Genomic DNA, 15,974 nt, shown 5'->3' with positions numbered 1-15,974 from the left:
GCGGCGCCTGGCTTTTCGATTAAATAGCATTCGAGGGGTCAGCGTCGCCGCCCTTCCGCGTGGGAGGACGCGACAGATGCTCAACCAGCCATCGCTGCTCAGCCAATACCTGACGATTTCGCGCCTGCTTGCCGGGCAGCTGGATTTCCATTCCGTCATCCGCGCCGTGGCGGCGGAAGTCAAGCACATCATTCCGCATGACCACATGGATGTCTGCATTATCACGCTCGATGGGAAATACCACACCGCCCATGAGAGCGGCTTCGAGACGGATTGGGGCACCAGCGCTCCGGCCCCGATCTCGGGCAGTCCGATACGCCCGGTGCTGTATGGCGAAGTCGAGACCATGCTGACCGATGACGCCTGCACCGACCCGCGCTTTCTCTACGAAGGTGCCTTTTCCGGCCCGATCACCGATCACAATCTCCGCGCCCGGCTGCATGTACCGCTCAAGGTGCAGGGTGAGATCATCGGGGCGCTCAGCTGCTCCAGCCACGAGGTGGGGATTTACACCGAACAAGATGTCGACAAGGCCCGGTCGATCGCCGATCTGCTCGCGCCGTATTTCTTCGCATTGCGCGCCGCCGAACAGGCCAAGCGCTCGGCCATCGTCGAGGCCGAGGCCCGCGCCCGCGAAGAAGGTTTGCGACTTGGTGCGTTGAAGCTTACTGAGGCGCTGGAAGCTGAGCGACAACGCATCGGCATGGACCTGCATGACCAGACGCTCGCAGACCTGACCAGGCTGGCCCGCCGGCTTGAGCGGTTGACGCATACACCCGATGTGACGGGCGAAACGCTGGAACCACTATTCCGCAGCCTGCAGCATTCGATGCACGATCTCCGCCAGATCATCGAGGAGGCACGACCTGCCGTACTCCAGCTTTTCGGCTTTGCGCAGGCGGTGGAGAACCATCTCGACCGCTCGGTGCGCGACAGCGGGCTGACAATCGACTGGCGCATTGCCGACGACACGTCCGGCGCCATTGACGGGCTGGAACAGCCGGTTGCCACGGCACTGTTCCGCATCGCCCAGGAGGCGATCAACAATGCCATCCGCCACGCGCATGCCAGCCGCATCGTCGTCCGGTTGAGGTCGAGTGCCAAGACCGTCGGCATCGAAGTGCTGGACGACGGCATCGGCATTCCATCGACCACCCGGCGTCCCGGCGGCGGCATCGACAATATGCGAACGCGTGCCCGGCTCATCTCGGCGCGGTTTGAAATCGGCAAGAACAAGGAGGGCAGCGGCACGTCGATCAGCGTCACGTTGCCCCATAATGCGCAAGGAATCGAGAAATGAAGGTGCTGATTGTCGAGGACGATCCGCTACACCGTTCCTATCTCAACGAAGCGGTGCATGCGGCGCTGCCGGAATGCGAGTCCGTGATCGAGGCGGAAAATGGCGTGGCTGGCGAAAAGCTCGCCCGCGAACATAAATCGGCACATGTGGTGATGGACCTGCAGATGAGCCCGCGCAACGGCATCGAGGCCGCACGCACCATCTGGAAGGAACGGCCGGACACCCGCATCCTGTTCTGGTCCAACTATGCCGACGAAGCCTATGTGCGCGGCGTCTCGCGCATCGTTCCGGAAGGCGCGGCTTACGGATATGTGCTGAAATCGGCGTCCGATGATCGACTGCGACTGGCCTTGCGCTCCATCTTCATCGAAAGCCAATGCGTCATCGACCGCGAGGTGCGTGGCCTGCAACAAAAGAGCCTCGGTCATGCCAACGGCTTCACCGACAGCGAATACGAGATCCTCGTCGACATCGCTCTTGGCCTCACCGACAAGGCGATTGCGAAACGCCGCAACCTGTCGCTGCGCAGTGTGCAGAACCGGCTGCAGCAACTCTACGAGAAGCTTGATGTCTATCAGCCCTTGGGTGCGGAGAGCGAGGAGGGTGGCTTCAATTTGCGCGCTCGCGCGGTCACCGTGGCCTTCCTCCGCAAGCTGCTGAACTACTCGTCGCTCGAACGTGCGGAATCGGAGCTGAGCGACTGGCTGAAAGCGCGATAGCGGTTTGGCCTCGGAAATCCATGTGAGATCATGTGGTCGGCGGGGCAGAGCCCTGGAGGCTCGCCACCCCGCCGCACCGTGGCAGGCTCTGCGTCAGGCGACCTTGGCCTCGGCCTCTGCGGAAGCCGAAAGTGACGCCAGCAATTGTTGCAGGGCAACGTCCTGAGAACCCATGTCAGGCGCGCCGCCCGGAGGGCCCATGTGGCGGCCATCCGCTCCACCGTGGTCACCCTTGTTCTGCATGCTATCCGCCAATTGCTGCTCGGTGATAGAACCGGTGCCCTCAGTGTCGATCGAGTTGTAGAACGATGTCGCTTCTTCCTCGCTGGCATGCTCGGGACGCGCGGCAACGAACTCGTTCTTGGAGACCGAGCCGTTCTTGTCACTGTCCATCTTGGTATAGAGATCAGCGGCAGATGGCCGCTCGCCGCCCTCGATATCGCCATCCGGCGGCGCCATGCCACCCTGCGAAAGCTGCATCAGCACCGACATGACGGCACTGGAAATCTTGCCTTCCGGCGGCCTGCTTTCTTCCCATCGTGCTCTCTTGCCATCGCCGCCATCGGCCTTCGCGTTGGCATTGGAGGTCTGCTGGTTGTTTTGCGAGTCTGCTGCCGCGATCTGGGCCTTCAGCGTGGTGATTTCCGCGTTGAGCTTGGTCTTTTCGTCGTCGGTCTTTGCCTGCTCCAGCGCGGTTTGCTTGGCCGCCAACTGCGCCTTCAATGTTGCGGTGTCAGTGCTCGTAGATGTCGAAGCCGACGTGGTTGATGTAGTGAGTGTCGATGTTCCTGAAATTGCCCCTACCATGATGTCCTCTGGGTTTCTTGAGTCGATGGGGCGAGGTTAATACAGACAAATTAAAGTAACTCACCGGGGGTGTGAGTCTCCGTTAACCATGTTTGTGCGTTAGTAATCCTGCAGGAAACATCGAGGGCAGGCGCCGCAAAACATCAGCGAACGGACATCGGTTGGATGCCCGTTCGGGATAAGGAAATGGCTTGATGACGATCAATCGTCGCCGGACATGCCGCCGTCGGAGAAGCTGTCGCGATTGCCGCTGATGATCTCGCGCTTGCCGACATGGTTGGCGGAGCCGACCAGGCCTTCCTTCTCCATGCGCTCCACCAGCGATGCCGCCTTGTTGTAGCCGATGCCGAGACGGCGCTGGATATAGGATGTCGAGCACTTCTTGTCGCGGAGGACCACCTTGACCGCCTTGTCATAGAGGTCGTTGCCGTCTTCCGCGGCCATGTCGGATTTGTCGAATACAGCCGTGTCCTGATCCTCGGCGTCGTCCTCTTCCTCGTCGGTGGTCACCGTCTCGAGATATTCCGGCCGTCCTTGCGTCTTCAAATGGGCCACGACCTTTTCGACTTCCTCGTCGGACACGAAGGGGCCGTGCACGCGGGCGATTCGGCCACCGCCGGCCATGTGCAGCATGTCACCTTGGCCGAGCAATTGCTCGGCGCCTTGTTCGCCAAGAATGGTGCGGCTGTCGATCTTCGAGGTCACTTGGAAGGAGATGCGGGTCGGGAAGTTTGCCTTGATCGTGCCGGTAATGACATCGACGGAGGGGCGCTGTGTTGCCATGATCAGGTGGATGCCGGCGGCGCGCGCCATCTGCGCCAAGCGCTGGATGGCGCCTTCGATCTCCTTGCCGGCGACCATCATCAGGTCGGCCATCTCGTCGACGATGACGACGATGTAAGGCATCGGCGCGAGATCCATTTCCTTGTTCTCGTGGATAGGCTCGCCGGTACCCTTCTCGAAGCCGGTCTGGACGATATGGCTGATGCTTTCGCCCTTTTCACGGGCCTGCGCAGCGCGAACATTGTAGCCGTCGATATTGCGGACGCCGAGCCGCGACATCTTGCGATAGCGATCCTCCATCTCGCGCACGGCCCATTTCAGCGCCATGACGGCCTTCTTCGGATCGGTCACGACAGGAGTCAGCAGATGCGGGATGCCGTCATAGACCGACAGTTCCAGCATCTTCGGATCGACCATGATCAGCCGGCATTCCTCCGGCGTCAGCCGGTAGAGCAGCGATAGGATCATGGTGTTGATGGCAACCGATTTGCCCGAGCCGGTGGTGCCGGCGACCAACAGATGCGGCATCTTGGCGAGTTCGGCGATCACGGGCTCGCCGCCAATCGTCTTGCCGAGGCACAGCGGCAGCTTGAAGCCAGTCTTGGAGAAATCCTGGCTGTCGATCAATTCGCCGAAATAGACGGTTTCGCGGGTCGCGTTCGGCAGTTCGATACCGATGACATTGCGGCCGGGCACCACGGCGACACGTGCCGAAAGCGCTGACATCGAGCGGGCGATATCGTCGGCGAGACCGATAACGCGAGAAGATTTGACGCCCGGCGCGGGCTCGAACTCATAGAGGGTCACGACCGGACCGGGACGGACGTGAATGATCTCGCCGCGGATACCGAAATCCTCGAGCACGCTTTCCAGCAGGCCCGCATTACGCTCCAGCTGCTCCTGCGTCATCACGAACCCGACGGTTTCGGGTGGGTCCTGCAGCAGGGCGCGCGGCGGAAACTCGTATTCGCCTTGTACCTTGCGGAGGTGGGAGATCTGCTCGATCTTGAATGGTTTTGTGATCGCGACGCCGGTCTGATCGGCGACGACCGGCTTGGATTTGATTGGCTCGATCACGGCGATCGGCAGGGCAGGCGCCTCGGTCAATTCTTCCGGAATGGGATCCTTCGCCAGCGTTTCCTTTACCTCCGGCTGCACGGCGACAGCCGGTTGTTCGACAGTCGCGAATGTGATGCTCGGAGCCCAGTTCCAGATCGGCAGATCCGGCATCACGCCGATATTGTGGACCTGGGGCATCGGATAAAGCAGCTGGGTGAAATCGGGCATGCGCAATGCCTGCGGTACGCGGCATTCCACGGCACGGTATTTTGATACGATCGAGATCGCCGGATCCTGAGCGGGATCCTTGGCAACCGGCACCGCCATGACGGAAGCAATCTGGCGAAGTGATGCCGCCGCGTCAGGCTCTGACTCCGCGGCAAAATCCATCGATTCCCAGAAGGCGAAATCCGAGAGCTGCGCGAAAGCCGTAGACGGCTTGGCAGGTTGAGCCGCTACGGGCACGACAGCAGCTCCCATCGCGGGTGCTACCGGATTGGCATTGTCGTTGATCGGTTGGGCAGGTGGCGCGGAAGCTCCTGCAGTACCCATGTCCATGCCGCCCTGCAGGATCATCATTGTCGACAGCACCTCGCGCAACTGTTCAACGGATGGCGTCTGGTCGGAATGATCCGGCTGTTTTTCGCCCTGTGCCGATTCGCTCGTTGTCGGTTGGACAGCCGTAACGTCGCGGTCGGGCGTGCGGGTGAAACGGACATTCGGTGCCAGGAAGAAATGGCTCTCCCAGTTCGCATCGTCCGGGTTACCCGCACGTTCGCCCATGGCCTTGAGGCGCCGCAACGCGGCCCTCTCCTCGACAGCCATCGGCTCATTCGCGGGCCGGGAATTCGTGTCGTTGAAGGCGGCGGGCGGCAAATTTGTTCGGGAAATACGCATGATACCTTCAAGCACAGGAGGGACGACTTGCTTACCCCAACGAATAGGAAGGGAAGGTTAAGAATCCCTTGCTGCGGCGATTAAATTGCTGTGTATAATTGCGCCTCGAAATACATAAAATATATGTCTTTCAAAGTGATAAGTGACAATTGGTTGATTTTGCTCTCGCGCTTTCGCAGTGTCTCTCGAAGAGATTGCGCCGATCGAAACCGCCCCCTCGATTGGCATGCTTTTCCAAGATTGATCGATCATTTGGGATAATTTCCCACGCCTGTAGACTGGTTCGTCTATAGAGATAATAGAAATTCAGAGAGAAGAGGGTTTCATGAAATTCACCAAGCTATTCGCCACCGCAGCGGGTATTGCCCTGTCGGGTCTGTTGGCCTCCGCCGCCCTGGCCGAGGACGTCGTCAAGATCGGCAGCAAGAACTTTACCGAACAGTTCGTGGTTGCCGAAATCTATGCCCAGGCTTTGGAGAAGGCCGGCATCAAGGTTGAACGGCGTCTGAATCTTGGCACGACGCAGGTCGCCCACACCGCGCTGATAAACGGCGATATCGATTTCTATCCGGAATATACCGGTACGGCGCTCGCCGCCGTCGTCAAGGGCGACCTGTCCGGCTCCGCCGAAAAAATCTATGGCGAGGTCAAGGACTACTACGAGAAGAACCTCAAGCTGACGCTGCTTGAGCCCACCAAGATCAACAACGGCTATGCGATCATCCTGCTGCCGGAAACCGCCGAGAAGTACAAGCTGAAGACGCTGACCGACCTCGGTCCGGTCTCCAAGGATCTGACTTTCGGCGCCGAAGGCGGTTTTGGCGAGCGCAAGGACGGTCTGCCCGGCCTGAAGAAGGTCTACGGCATCGAGTTCAAGGAATTCAAGATTTTCGCCAAGCTTGGCATCCGCTACAGCGCCGTCACCAGCAAGCAGCTCGACGTGTCCTACGGCTTCACCACCGACTGGCAGATCGCCGAGAACAAGCTGGTCGTGCTCGAAGACGACAAGCACCTCTTCCCTCCCTACTTCCTCGTGCCGGTTGTCCGTCAGGACACGCTTGCCAAGAACCCGAAGATTGCCGAAGTGCTCAACAAGGTTAGCCCGCTTCTCAACAACGAGAACATGCGCGGCCTGAACGCCAAGGTCGATCGCGACAAGGAAGAGCCGGCCGACGTTGCCGCCGAATTCCTGAAGGAACAGGGAATCTGATTTTTCCCTTTTTCCGACGCAATAAAGCGGCGAAGCTCTGAGGAGCTTTCGCCGCTTCTTTATCGACAGGATTGGCCGTTTGAACTGGGCTCCAAAACATATTCCCGAAATTGCGCTGGCGCTTTGGCAGCACCTCGTCCTGTCCGTGTCGTCCGTGTTGATCGGTCTGGTAATCGCACTTGTTATCGGCATTCTCTGCGCGCGGCGGCCAAGGCTCTATGCTGTGGCCCTGACGATCACCAACATCATCTTCGTCATTCCCAGTCTGGCGCTGTTTGCGCTGCTGATCCCGTTCCTGGGATTGGGCGTGAAGCCGGCTCTCGTCGGGTTGTCTTCCTATTGCTTGCTGATCCTGTTGCGCAATGTCGTCACCGGCCTGCGCGGTGTGCCGGCCGATGTGCTCGATGCCGCCGATGGCATGGGATACAGCAAGTGGCAGCGACTGATCCGCATCGAGCTACCCCTTGCACTGCCACTGATCATTTCCGGCTCACGCATCGCGTTGGTGACGGTGATCGGCATCGCTACGGTCGCAGCCTTCATCGACGGTGGCGGGTTGGGCACGATCATCCTGATCGGCATCGACCAGGAATACGCCGAAAAGATCCTGGTCGGCGGCCTGCTCACCGCAGCGCTCGCGATTATCTTCGATCTCATCCTGACCCGGGCTGAAAAAGCCCTGGTCCGCTGGCAGTGAGGGCGCGTTGATGTTCAGCCAAGCCTTTTTCTGGATCGTCGATCATCAGGACGTGTTCTTCCGCGCGCTCGGCCAGCACCTCATCATGTCAGGTGTCTCGCTGGCGATCGCTCTTATCGTTGCACTGCCCCTGGCGGTGCTGATCGTCAATCGCACCGGCCTTGCCTTCGGTGTCATCAACACCGTCAACGGGTTGCGGACTATTCCTAGCCTTGCGATCCTTGCCATCATGATGCCGTTGCTGGGCATCGGCCTGATGCCATCGATTGTCGCGCTGACCGTGCTGGCATTGCCGCCGATCCTGCTCAACGCCTATGTCGGCCTCAGGGATGTCGATCCCGATTCGGTCGAAGCGGCGATTGGCATGGGCATGAGCCGTGGTCAGGTGTTGCGCAAGATCCGCATCCCGCTTGCCGCCCCCGCGATGTTTGCCGGCGCCCGCACCGCAGCCGTGCAGGTGCTCGCGGGCGCGACATTGGCACCGTTCATCGGTGGTGGCGGTCTTGGCGACTTTATCGCCACCGGCGTCGGCATGATGGATATGTCGCGACTGCTGGTCGGCGCCGTGCCGATTGCACTTCTGGCGCTGTCGGCCGAATTCATCCTCGGCCGCGCCGAAAAGATCCTGTTTGCAGAAAGAGCCACCGCATGATCCGCATGGAAAACGTCACCAAGCGCTATGCCGAAAGCACAGTCGCTTCGGTCGACAACCTCAGCATGGAAATCCCGGAAGGCTCGACGGTTGCGCTGATCGGCCCGTCCGGCTGCGGCAAGACGACGACGATGCGGATGATCAACCGGCTGATCGACCCCAGCCAAGGCAAGATCTTCGTCAATGGCGAGGACGTCACCAAGGCCGATCCGGTGCTGCTGCGCCGGCATATCGGCTATGTCATCCAGAATGTCGGCCTGTTTCCTCACATGACGATATCAGAGAACATCGCCTCGGTTCCCCGGTTGCTCGGCTGGGACCAGCCACGCATCGACAAGCGCACCGAGGAACTGTTGCATCTCGTCGGGCTCGATCCGAAGGAAATGCTGCGGCGCTATCCGCGCCAGCTCTCGGGAGGCCAGCGGCAGCGTATCGGCGTTGCTCGTGCGCTGGCGGCCGATCCGCCTGTACTGTTGATGGACGAGCCATTCGGCGCCATCGATCCGATCGCCCGCACCCGCCTGCAGGATGAGTTCAAGCAGATCCTCAAGCGGGTGCGCAAGACTGTGGTGCTCGTCACGCACGACCTCGACGAAGCGATCCGCCTGGGCGACCGCATCGCCATCATGCGATCCGGCAAGATCGTTCAGTACGACACGCCGGATACTATTCTCTCAAAGCCAGCGGATGAATTCGTTGCCAATTTTGTCGGCATCGATCGGGCGATCAAGAGACTGAGCCTGTTCGCCGTTTCCGATGCGATGGAAGCGGGCGCAGCCTCGCAAGACACCGGCACCGTGCGCGCTGAGGTCAATCTCCGCGATGCCCTGTCGTTGATGGTCGCACACAACAGCAACGAACTCGCAGTCGTGGACGAAGCAGGACTGACGGTTGGCCGACTGACACGCAACGCCATTTTTTCGATTTGAAGTCGGGCTAGGCCAATGCCTATATTCGTCCTTTCATTTGAGTCTTGCGCATGATGCATCTTGGATTTTCACTTTCGCCTTTCGGTCACGATGCCTCGGCTTGGAAGGCATCCGCCACGCGCGAGCCACTTGGCTTCGACGGTCTCCTGAAACAGGTCGTCCGGGCCGAGCAGGCGGGCTTTGACTTCGTCCTGCTCGCCGATCAGCAGGGTAGGAGGCCGAACGACACGCTTTCTCCACTTGCCACGCCGTTTGAGCCGACGACGCTGGTTTCTGCCCTGACAACCCACGCGAGGAAGATCGGCTTCATCGCGGCAGCGGCGACCTATCAGCACGAGCCGTACAATCTCGCCCGCCGCCTTGCCTCGATCGACTCGATCAGCGGCGGCCGTACCGGCTGGGCCATCATTGGCGGTGACAACCTGTCGCGTGACCGCGAATATGTCGATGTCGTTTCCGCCTTGTGGGATAGCTGGGAAGACGCCGCTTTCATCTACGACAAGGCGAAGGGCCGGTTCTTCGTGCCGGACAAGATGCATGTGCTCAATCACAAGGGCGATAATTTTTCCGTGCGCGGTCCGCTGAACGTCAATCGCTCGCCACAGGGCAAGCCGGTGCTGGCAGCATACGCCGATGCGCCAATAGCAGATCAGGCCGAAGTCGTCTTCGCATCGGATATGGCCGCCGCCCGTCATGTCGCGACACAAAGAGGACGAGGACGGTCCGACATCCGCATCCTGGCTGAAGTCACCGATTTCACCGGTTCGCCTGCCGACATTGCCGATAGACTTCAACGCGATTTCGAATCCGGCGACGTCGACGGCTTCATTCTTGCCCCGCCGACGACAGCCGCATTCCTGTCCTTCGCTGACTCCGTTGCACCCGAATTGCAGAGACGCGGCTTGATCCGCACCAGCCACGCAGGCTCGACGCTGCGCGAACATCTCGGCCTGCCTCGACCTGCCCATCCCGCCAGTCTGGAGCGCGCCTCATGAGCCAGCGCAAAATGAAATTGGGCGCCTTCCTCATGGCGGGCGGCCACCACATTTCGGCCTGGCGACATCCGGATGCCCACGCCCCGGCTGGTGTCGACATCGAACATTTCATCCAGTTGGCCCAGATCGCCGAGCGCGGTAAATTCGACATGCTGTTTGTCGAGGATGCCGCTGCCATTCGCGAGCGCAATCCTGATATGGCGAGCCAGGCGGCGCGCTCGACCGGTTTCGAGCCGTTGAGCCTGCTCGCTGCATTGGCCGTCAACACGTCCAATATCGGCCTCGTGGCCACGGCCTCGACGACATACAACGAGCCCTATGGACTGGCGCGCACCTTCGCCTCGCTCGATCAGTTGAGCGGTGGGCGGGCAGGCTGGAACCTCGTAACGTCTGCGAGCGATCTTGAAGCCGAGAATTTTGCCAGCTCCGGCCTCAGGCCACATGCGCAGCGCTATGAACGCGCCGAAGAGTTTGCCGATGCGGCGCTGGCGCTTTGGGATGGCGTGGAAGACGACGCCTATATGCCCCAAGGTGCAAATGGTCCGTTCGTCGACCAGCAGAAGCTGCATCCCGTTCATCACCACGGCACACATTTCACCGTCGATGGCATTATCGAGAGTCCGCGCTCTCCGCAGGGACGGCCGATCATGGTGCAAGCCGGTGCATCCGATGTCGGCAAGGAGCTTGCGGCGCGCACCGCAGATGTGGTTTTTGCCGCATCCCAGACCATCGCCGAGGCGCAAGCCTACTATGCCGATGTCAAGGCGCGGCTGGCCAAGTATGGCCGCCAGCCGGATGACATCAAGATCATGCCGGGCATCTCGCCGATCGTCGCCGCCACCGAGGACGAGGCGAAAGCCAAGTATCGCGCGCTGCAGGAACTGATTCCCGATGCGGTCGGCGTGGCGCTGCTGGCCAGCTATCTCAGCGTCGGCGATCTTTCCGGCTACCCCATCGACGGCCCACTGCCGGACCTGCCGCAGACCCAGGCGATGCAAAGCCGCCAAAAGCTGATCGTCGATCTCGGCAAACGCGAAGGTCTCTCGATCCGCGAACTGGCGCGCCACTTTGCCGGCGCACGCGGCCATTGGCAGGTCATCGGAACACCCGCGCAGATCGCCGACGCGATGGAGGAACGCTTTGCCAATGGCTGCGCCGACGGCTTCAATGTCATGGCGCCGCTGTTTCCGAGCGGCCTGATGGATTTTGTCGATTTGGTGATTCCGGAACTTCGTCGCCGTGGTCTCTTCCGTGACGCGTATGAAGGCCGTACGTTGCGTGACAATCTTGGCCTGCCGGCGCCTGCCAAGCGATAATGCGAGCCAATAAGTGAGAATGGCATGAACCCTATCTATATCGACTATCTCAACGCTTTCGACATCGAAGCCCTCGATATCGGTAATGACGAGATTCTTGCCGCGATCGAGACCTCGCTGGGCGCGCAGGGCAAGGGCGAAACGGTCATCGAGCCGCGCGTGCATCTTGAGCCCAATCCGGATTTCCACGGCCATTTCAATGTACTGCGGGGCTATGTAGCGCCATTGGGGCTGGCGGGCGTGAAGATCGTCGGCGATTTCGTCGATAACTATAAACTCAACTACCCCTCCGAGTTCGGCGTACTCAATCTCTTCGATCCGCGCACCGGCGTGCCCAAGGCGATCATGGACGCAACGGTGATTACCGATATGCGCACCGGCGCGGTGACCGCCATCGGTGCAAAGCATCTGGCGCGCAAGAACTCCAAGGTGCTCGGCCATATCGGCGCACGCGGCACCGCCTACTGGAACGTGCGGCTGCTCGATCACCTCTTCGATTTCGATGAAATCCGCGTCCACTCCCGCCGTCCGGAAAGCCGTGACACGTTCGGCGCCAAGCTCGAAGCCGATCTCAGCAAGAAGATCACCGTGGTCGACAATTGGCGAGATTGCGTCGAGGGCGCCGATATCGTCGTCGAAGCCTCGCGTCTCAACGAGCCGACGCCGATGCTGAAGACCGCATGGATCAAGCCGGGCGCCTTTGTCGTGCCCTATGGCACGATGAGCGCGGTCGAACTGTCGCTGACCGATATTATGAGCAAGCTTGTGGTTGATGATTGGGGCCAGTGCAAGGGCGGCAAGTTCGGTTCGCTGCGTGCCCATGTCGAGGCTGGCAAACTATCCGAACGGACCTTGCATGCAGAGCTCGGGCAGATTGTTGCCGGATTGAAGCCGGGGCGCCAGAACGACGACGAGAGCATTCTTTTTTGGCATCGCGGCCTCTCGCTCAGTGACATCGCACTCGGTTATGCCCTGCTTGAAAAGGCGCGTGCTGCCAATATCGGCCAGCGGCTGCGCTTCGCATGACCACCGTCCGGCTTCAGGGATCCGGGATTGCTATCGGTGATATCGTCGCGATCGCCCGATTGGATGCCGCAGTCGAAGCCACACCCGAAGTCTTCGACAAGTTGACGAAAGCCAGGACAATCCTTGAAGCCGCAGCCGCGTCCGGCCAGCAGATCTACGGCATGAATACCGGCCTCGGCGCCAATCTCAAGACGGCCGTGGAGGGTGATTACCAGGCGTTCCAGCGCCAGCTGGTCAGGGGGCGGGGTGTTGCCGTCGGCCCGCCTCTGCCGCGCGACACGACGCGTGTGGTGATCGCTGCTCGGCTTTCCATGCTCTCGGTTGGCGGTTCAGGCATTTCGCCTGAGGTGTTTTCCGCTTTGCTGGCCATGCTGAACGCTGGCGTCCATCCCGTCATGCCTTCCGTCGGTTCTATCGGCGCTGGCGACCTTGTGATGCTGTCCGCCATGGCGCGTTGCCTGATTGGCGAAGGCCGTGCCGAATATCGCGGTGAGATTTACGAGGCGGGCGAGGCGCTGAAACTGGCGGGACTGGAGCCGGTCGTGCTCCAGCCGAAAGATGGCATTTCACTGCTGAATGCGTCGGCGGTTTCGGTCGGCAATGGCGCGCTGGTGCTGCATGATGCCGGGCGCCTGCTGGATGCGCAGCGCCGAGCAGCGGCCTTGAGTTTCGAGGCCTTGGGAGGCAATCCGCTCATCCTGACTCCAGCGATCCAACGGGCGCGGCCGGCTGCCGGCCAAGTCGATGAAGCCGCTGCGATTCTGGGGGAACTCGACGGTTCCTCGCTGTTCGAATCCACGGTCGCCATACAGGATCCGCTCAGCCTGCGTTGCGTGGCACCCATCCACGGGGCGCTGTCGGCCGCGCTCGCACATGCCGAGCACGTCGTCCAAGTCGAACTGAATTCCACGCCTGACAACCCGCTTGTGATTGTCGAGGAAGAGCGAGTGCTCTCGACCGGCAATTTCCACACCCCGTCGCTGTCGCTGGCCTTCGAGACACTCGGCCTAGCCATCGCGCAGGCGGCCATGGCCTGTGCTGCGCGGTTCATCCAGCTGACCGGCTCCGGCCGCAATGGCCTGCCGCGCTATCTCTCGCCCGCCGGTGGCGCATCCGCAGGTTTCGTGCCGATGCAGAAAGTGGTCGCCGCGCTTGCCGCGCAAATCCGCCACAAGGCCAATCCCGTGATGCTGGATTATCTCGCTGTCTCCGAAGGCGTCGAGGATCATGCCACCCAGTCGGCGCTGGTTGTCCAGAAAAGCGCGGAGATGCTGGATCTCTGGCGGCAGCTGATCGCCTGCGAAATGCTGGCGGCGGCGCAGGGTGTCGATCTGCGTCCCGGCCACCGTTGCGGGCAGGGCACCTTGCGCATCCACGCCTTTGTCCGTAGCCTCGCTCCAAAGCTGGACGAGGACCGGCCGCTCGGGGAAGACGCGATGCTGATCTCCGAGCATCTGCTCGGGGACGAATGATCGACGGACCCCCGGCGCCTGGTCCCGTGCACCAGCACGAGTTTTTCAGCATATAGGGAACGGATATGAGCAAGGAACGAATCGGATTTATCGGCGTCGGCCTGATGGGCCACGGCATGGCCAAGAACATCGTCACCAAGGGCTGGCCCCTCGTTGTCATGGGTCATCGCAATCGCCAGCCGGTGGAAAACCTTGTGTCACTGGGCGCCACCGAAGCAAAGACCCCGCGTGAGATGGCCGAGAAGGTCGATGTCGTCGTGCTCTGCGTCACCGGATCGCCGCAGGTGCAGGCCGTCGTCAACGGACCCGATGGACTCGCCGCTGCCGGCAAGCCGCTGGTCATCGTCGATTGCTCGACGTCGGATCCCTCCGTGACCGTCAGTCTCGCGGTGGAGCTCGCGGGCAAGGGCATCATCCTCGTCGATGCACCTCTGGGCCGAACGCCGGCAGATGCGGAGGCAGGAACGCTCGACGTCATGGCCGGCGGTGCGGACGACACCTTCGCCCGTATCAAGCCAGTTCTGGAGGCCTTCGCAGGCCGCGTCATCCACACCGGCCCGACGGGCTCGGGCCATACAATGAAGTTGCTCAACAACTTCCTGTCGATGGGTTATGCGGCGCTGTATTCCGAAGCGCTCATGCTGGCCGGCAAGACGGGCATCACGCCGCAGGTGTTTGATGGGGTCATCCGCGGAGGCCGGATGGATTGCGGCTTCTACCAGACTTTTTCCAAGTGGTTCCTGGACAAGGATCCCAACGCCCACAAATTCGCCATCAGCAACGGCTTCAAGGACATGAGCTATCTTGCAAGCCTTGCATCCTCGCTGGGGGCGCAAAATCCGTTGGGCGCCGCGGTCCGCAATTCCTTCGGGCTTGCAGTCGGCCTTGGCCACGGCGACGATTATGTACCGACACTGACCGATATCATCGCCGACGCCAACAAGGGTTAGCGCGTGCGCCAGCAGTTAAGCGGCCACGGGCATCGCCGAAAGGTGCTCGTGGATCGCCTGCCATTCGCCCGCATCGTTTCGTGAAAAGACGATCGTTTCCCGTTCCAGATTGGTTACCTGCTGCTCGCCGAAGGCCACGTCGGTCTCTACGGTATGGCTGAAGATTGCGGCGTCGCCGGCCATTGAAACAACGCGATCCGTCGACTTGCAGCCCATGACTCGAAACCCGTCGCGGCTCTCCCAGAGCTGCCATTCCGCCTCATATTCGGCGCGGGTTCGCAGCACACGGTCGAGATTGTAGAAGATGAAACTGGCGTCCGGTGCGAAGGCAGCGAAGTAGGCTTTGGTATCGTGGTTGCCAAAGGCTTCAACCAAACGGTCGGCGGCAGCCAGGACACTCGTTGGAGTGTGGTTCATTCATTCCTCCCGGATTTTGTTATCGATTGGGGCTGCTGATCAGGGTGGCCAGCGGCCTGTTCTGGCGGGCGACATCGTCCTTCAGCTTTTCGAGCGGCATGGTTTCGTCGCGGACGAACTCGGTGAACATCATGTTGAGATTGTTGAAGACCATGCTGCCGACGGCAGAGGTGTCGATGCCCATCAGCACCGCGCCCTTCTGCTGCAGCTTCTGCACCAGCGTCGAGACCTGCGCGCACAGCGTCCGGTCGAGCTCGGTGTAGCGCTTGCTGAAAGGCGTCTCGGGCTGTTGAATCGAAATGGCCATCGCCGTTCGCCACATCTCCTTGCTGAGATAGACCAGCGAATGGTCGTAGTACTGATTGATCAGCGCCGTGATCGCACCCAACACATCGAGTGGAGGATTGGCCACGATCGGCTCGCCGGCATCGAGTACTTCCTCGACTTCCATGGCCACCGTCGCCAGCAGCATGTCGCCCTTGTTCTGGTAGTAATTGTAGAAGGTGCCGACGGAGACTTCGGCACGCTCGGCGATGTCTTCGATGCGGGCGGCGTCATAACCAACTTCCCGGAAGAGCTTGGTGGCGGCTTCGAGTATGCGCCTGTTCTTGTCGGCTTTTTGTTTTGCGCGAAGTCCTGTCACCCGCGTTCTTCCTTATTTTGAATGCCCTCAATTTTGATATTGACTTAAAAAATGAATTCATTCAATCTTTTTGTGAAGGCACCGAGATGAGTGCCAAAAACA

15 protein-coding genes are annotated in these 15,974 nt (G+C 60.6%); 11 read left to right on the top strand and 4 right to left on the bottom strand.

All coding sequences use genetic code 11. The features are described 5' to 3' along the window. The first annotated feature begins 76 nt into the window (after positions 1-76). Together ACXHRN_RS21435 and ACXHRN_RS21430 are read left to right on the top strand one after the other, a co-directional pair. Positions 77-1,300: a GAF domain-containing sensor histidine kinase gene (locus ACXHRN_RS21435; protein ID WP_488638323.1), complete on the top strand. Its 1,224-nt coding sequence runs from the start codon at positions 77-79 to the stop codon at positions 1,298-1,300. Next, positions 1,297-2,019, top strand: coding sequence for a response regulator (locus tag ACXHRN_RS21430; RefSeq protein WP_488638322.1), 723 nt, complete (start codon positions 1,297-1,299; stop codon positions 2,017-2,019). The genes ACXHRN_RS21435 and ACXHRN_RS21430 overlap by 4 nt, the downstream gene beginning before the upstream one ends. Positions 2,020-2,112: 93 nt before the next feature. On the opposite strand, the gene ACXHRN_RS21425 is transcribed toward ACXHRN_RS21430, so the two are convergent. Together ACXHRN_RS21425 and ACXHRN_RS21420 are read right to left on the bottom strand one after the other, a co-directional pair. Then, positions 2,113-2,730: a hypothetical protein gene (locus tag ACXHRN_RS21425; RefSeq protein ID WP_488638321.1), complete on the bottom strand. Its 618-nt coding sequence runs from the start codon at positions 2,728-2,730 to the stop codon at positions 2,113-2,115. Positions 2,731-3,027: 297 nt separating this feature from the next. Beyond that, positions 3,028-5,565: a DNA translocase FtsK gene (locus tag ACXHRN_RS21420; protein WP_488638320.1), complete on the bottom strand. Its 2,538-nt coding sequence runs from the start codon at positions 5,563-5,565 to the stop codon at positions 3,028-3,030. 325 nt (positions 5,566-5,890) lie between these two features. Here ACXHRN_RS21420 and ACXHRN_RS21415 point away from each other — a divergent pair, with 325 nt between their 5' ends. The 9 genes from ACXHRN_RS21415 to ACXHRN_RS21375 all read left to right on the top strand — a co-directional run bounded on the left by ACXHRN_RS21415 (position 5,891) and on the right by ACXHRN_RS21375 (position 14,812). Beyond that, on the top strand, positions 5,891-6,775 hold the full coding sequence (locus ACXHRN_RS21415; protein ID WP_488638319.1) for a glycine betaine ABC transporter substrate-binding protein: 885 nt from the start codon (positions 5,891-5,893) through the stop codon (positions 6,773-6,775). Positions 6,776-6,854: 79 nt separating this feature from the next. Next, positions 6,855-7,472, top strand: coding sequence for an ABC transporter permease (locus ACXHRN_RS21410; protein WP_488638318.1), 618 nt, complete (start codon positions 6,855-6,857; stop codon positions 7,470-7,472). Between the two features lie 10 nt (positions 7,473-7,482). After that, positions 7,483-8,124: an ABC transporter permease gene (locus tag ACXHRN_RS21405; protein WP_488638317.1), complete on the top strand. Its 642-nt coding sequence runs from the start codon at positions 7,483-7,485 to the stop codon at positions 8,122-8,124. Further along, positions 8,121-9,053, top strand: coding sequence for an ABC transporter ATP-binding protein (locus ACXHRN_RS21400; RefSeq protein WP_488638316.1), 933 nt, complete (start codon positions 8,121-8,123; stop codon positions 9,051-9,053). The genes ACXHRN_RS21405 and ACXHRN_RS21400 overlap by 4 nt, the downstream gene beginning before the upstream one ends. Before the next feature lie 50 nt (positions 9,054-9,103). Then, the gene (locus ACXHRN_RS21395) at positions 9,104-10,048 is read left to right on the top strand and encodes an LLM class flavin-dependent oxidoreductase (protein ID WP_488638315.1); all 945 of its coding nucleotides are present in this window, start codon (positions 9,104-9,106) and stop codon (positions 10,046-10,048) included. Next, entirely contained in the window at positions 10,045-11,364 is a 1,320-nt protein-coding gene (locus ACXHRN_RS21390) for an LLM class flavin-dependent oxidoreductase (protein WP_488638314.1), read from the top strand. Before ACXHRN_RS21395 ends, ACXHRN_RS21390 begins: the two co-directional genes overlap by 4 nt. 24 nt (positions 11,365-11,388) lie before the next feature. Then, positions 11,389-12,390, top strand: coding sequence for an ornithine cyclodeaminase family protein (locus tag ACXHRN_RS21385; protein WP_488638313.1), 1,002 nt, complete (start codon positions 11,389-11,391; stop codon positions 12,388-12,390). Then, entirely contained in the window at positions 12,387-13,862 is a 1,476-nt protein-coding gene (locus ACXHRN_RS21380) for an HAL/PAL/TAL family ammonia-lyase (protein WP_488638312.1), read from the top strand. The genes ACXHRN_RS21385 and ACXHRN_RS21380 overlap by 4 nt, the downstream gene beginning before the upstream one ends. Positions 13,863-13,927: 65 nt before the next feature. Then, positions 13,928-14,812, top strand: a complete 885-nt coding sequence (locus ACXHRN_RS21375) for an NAD(P)-dependent oxidoreductase (RefSeq protein WP_488638311.1) — start codon at positions 13,928-13,930, stop codon at positions 14,810-14,812. 15 nt (positions 14,813-14,827) lie between these two features. Here the strand turns inward: ACXHRN_RS21375 and ACXHRN_RS21370 are convergent, their stop codons facing one another. Both ACXHRN_RS21370 and ACXHRN_RS21365 read right to left on the bottom strand, forming a co-directional pair. After that, complete coding sequence (locus tag ACXHRN_RS21370; RefSeq protein ID WP_488638310.1) at positions 14,828-15,229, bottom strand: YybH family protein; 402 nt, start codon at positions 15,227-15,229, stop codon at positions 14,828-14,830. Positions 15,230-15,248: 19 nt separating this feature from the next. Then, on the bottom strand, positions 15,249-15,872 hold the full coding sequence (locus ACXHRN_RS21365; protein WP_488638309.1) for a TetR/AcrR family transcriptional regulator: 624 nt from the start codon (positions 15,870-15,872) through the stop codon (positions 15,249-15,251). Positions 15,873-15,974 lie beyond the last annotated feature (102 nt).

Source organism: Shinella sp. OV683, assembly GCF_057787725.1.
The sequence above is the reverse complement of the archived record's forward strand: the minus strand, read 5'-3'. Positions and strand labels throughout refer to the sequence as shown.